At 50.8% G+C, this 2,005-nt stretch carries 1 protein-coding gene; it reads left to right on the forward strand.

Annotation, left to right across the window (positions count from 1 at the left end; all coding sequences use genetic code 11):
- Positions 1–1,838 (forward strand): type I secretion C-terminal target domain-containing protein (locus C515_RS24830; protein ID WP_144290507.1); only part of this gene is annotated, 1,838 nt, incomplete at its 5' end.
- Positions 1,839–2,005 lie beyond the last annotated feature (167 nt).

Raw genomic sequence — 2,005 nt, forward strand, 5'->3', positions numbered from 1 at the left:
TTGAATACACCATCAGCGATGGTCAGGGCGGGACAGCTACTGCAACGGTGACGATTGTGGTGAATCCAGTGAATGATCCACCGGAGGTTGAGCCAGGTTCGGCCAGAATTTCCGAGGAAGGTTTGCCAAACGCAAATGCCGATACGACTGGGAATACTGATGTCACCAACATAAGAATTTATGAAGGTGTATTCAATATTGATGATTCTGATTCCTCTGCTGATTCCTTTACCCTGGGATTCGAGCCGCCAAGCAGTGAGTTGTATTCGGGTGGTGTTCTTGTGACTTGGTCTGGTGCAGGAACTGATACGCTGATTGGAAGTGCCAATGGCTCAGAAGTGTTGCGTGTCGAGGCTGTAGGCACAGAGGGAGGGTATAAGGTGACCCTCAGTGGTGCGATTGATCACCCTCCAGGCGATGGAGAAAATACCCTGGCATTGCAATTTGACGTAACGGTATACGATGGTGTTGGCTCAAGCGATGGTGTTGTCTCTTCAATGGAAGTAATAATTGAAGACGATTCACCCGTCCTGAACGTGACGGACGGGTTTATTGCAAATCAGGCTTCGGCAGTACTTGTTGGCACTCTGGCGGATTTGGGGGCGGATGGAGGGCAGGGCTCGACGACCGTAGATTGGACCAGTGTTGTTACAAAGATAAATGGTGAAGAAGCCGATTTTTCTTCCTATGGGGAAGATGTTGAAATCAGTATCGTTTCAACACAGAGTGGGGAAGTTGTCACGGGTACAACCGCGGATGGCGACCTGGTGTTTACGGTAACGGGAAATCCAGATGGTTCGTATGAGATGGTACTGGAGCGGCCAGTTAACACCGATGCTCTTTTTGAGACGGATGAGCAATTGTTGACTTACGGGGATGGCCCCAAGGATGGTTACTATCTCTATCAAGGTGTAGGTGATCAGCTTATCGGTTTTAGCGGGACTGAAGTGCCGGATCCGACTAAACAGCTGCTGGCAACATTTACTGCAGAAGGTGGAGGAAATGGCGGTAATGCTGACAAGGTTTCGATGAGCACGAATGGTATCGGTGTCGCTGGGAACACCATGGGTGGCGGGGATGTCATTCATATTGATCTTAGCGATTCTGCTGAAGTGACGGCGATAAAATTGAGCGTCAATCAGCAATATCAGGCGGGTGACGGGTGGTACATTCTTTACTATTCGGATGATACTGACAGTGGCTTGCAGGCCTTGGTGGTTGATGCGAATGGTGACGCGTTGCTGATGGCGGATTGGGGGGAGTACATTGACAAAGCCGATATCATCGCAACGGATGAAAATGGTGTGCAGTTCAAGATTGATGGCATGAATTTCTACACGCTTGATGCCAGTCAAGTGCCATCACTGGAGCTCGGTTTTACCGTTACTGATGCCGATCTGGATAGTGTAAACGGCACCCTCGTGGTAACTCTTGATCAAGAGGGCTCCATTGACGGTGGTGATAGTAATGATGCGTTGGGTGGGGCTGCCGGCAATGACATTTTGGTTGGAGGTGCTGGAGATGACATTCTCACCGGAGGGGATGGTGAAGATGCCTTTGTGCTCAGCGATTCGTCGACGACCGGTCTTGATACAGTCACCGATTTCAGTGTCGCTGAAGAGGATGTTCTGGATATCAGGGATTTGCTGACGGATGACAGTGGTCAAGGCGTTTTCCTTACTGCGGGTACTGGCGAGAACGATGGTGCTACGCTTGTTCAGTTTGGAACCGATACGGACAGTTTGACTACGGTGGCCGTAGTCCAGAATGTCGCCCCTTCCGACCTGCTGAGCAGCCTGCTGTCTGACAGCACAGACAACCCGCAGGTGCTGAGCTGAACCGGCAGAAACTCAATAGCCACAGCCCCGCAGGAGGCTGACTGTGCGATGCACAAAAAAGACCGGCGTCAAGCCAATGCCGCTCAGTTAAGCAAAAAGCTCCGTCAGGAGCTTTTTGCTTTTGTAACATAGTGCCCCTTTAAACCGCGCTGCATCCCGACAGATCA

Source organism: Chitinilyticum litopenaei DSM 21440, from assembly GCF_000428145.1.
Lineage (GTDB): Bacteria > Pseudomonadota > Gammaproteobacteria > Burkholderiales > Chitinibacteraceae > Chitinilyticum > Chitinilyticum litopenaei.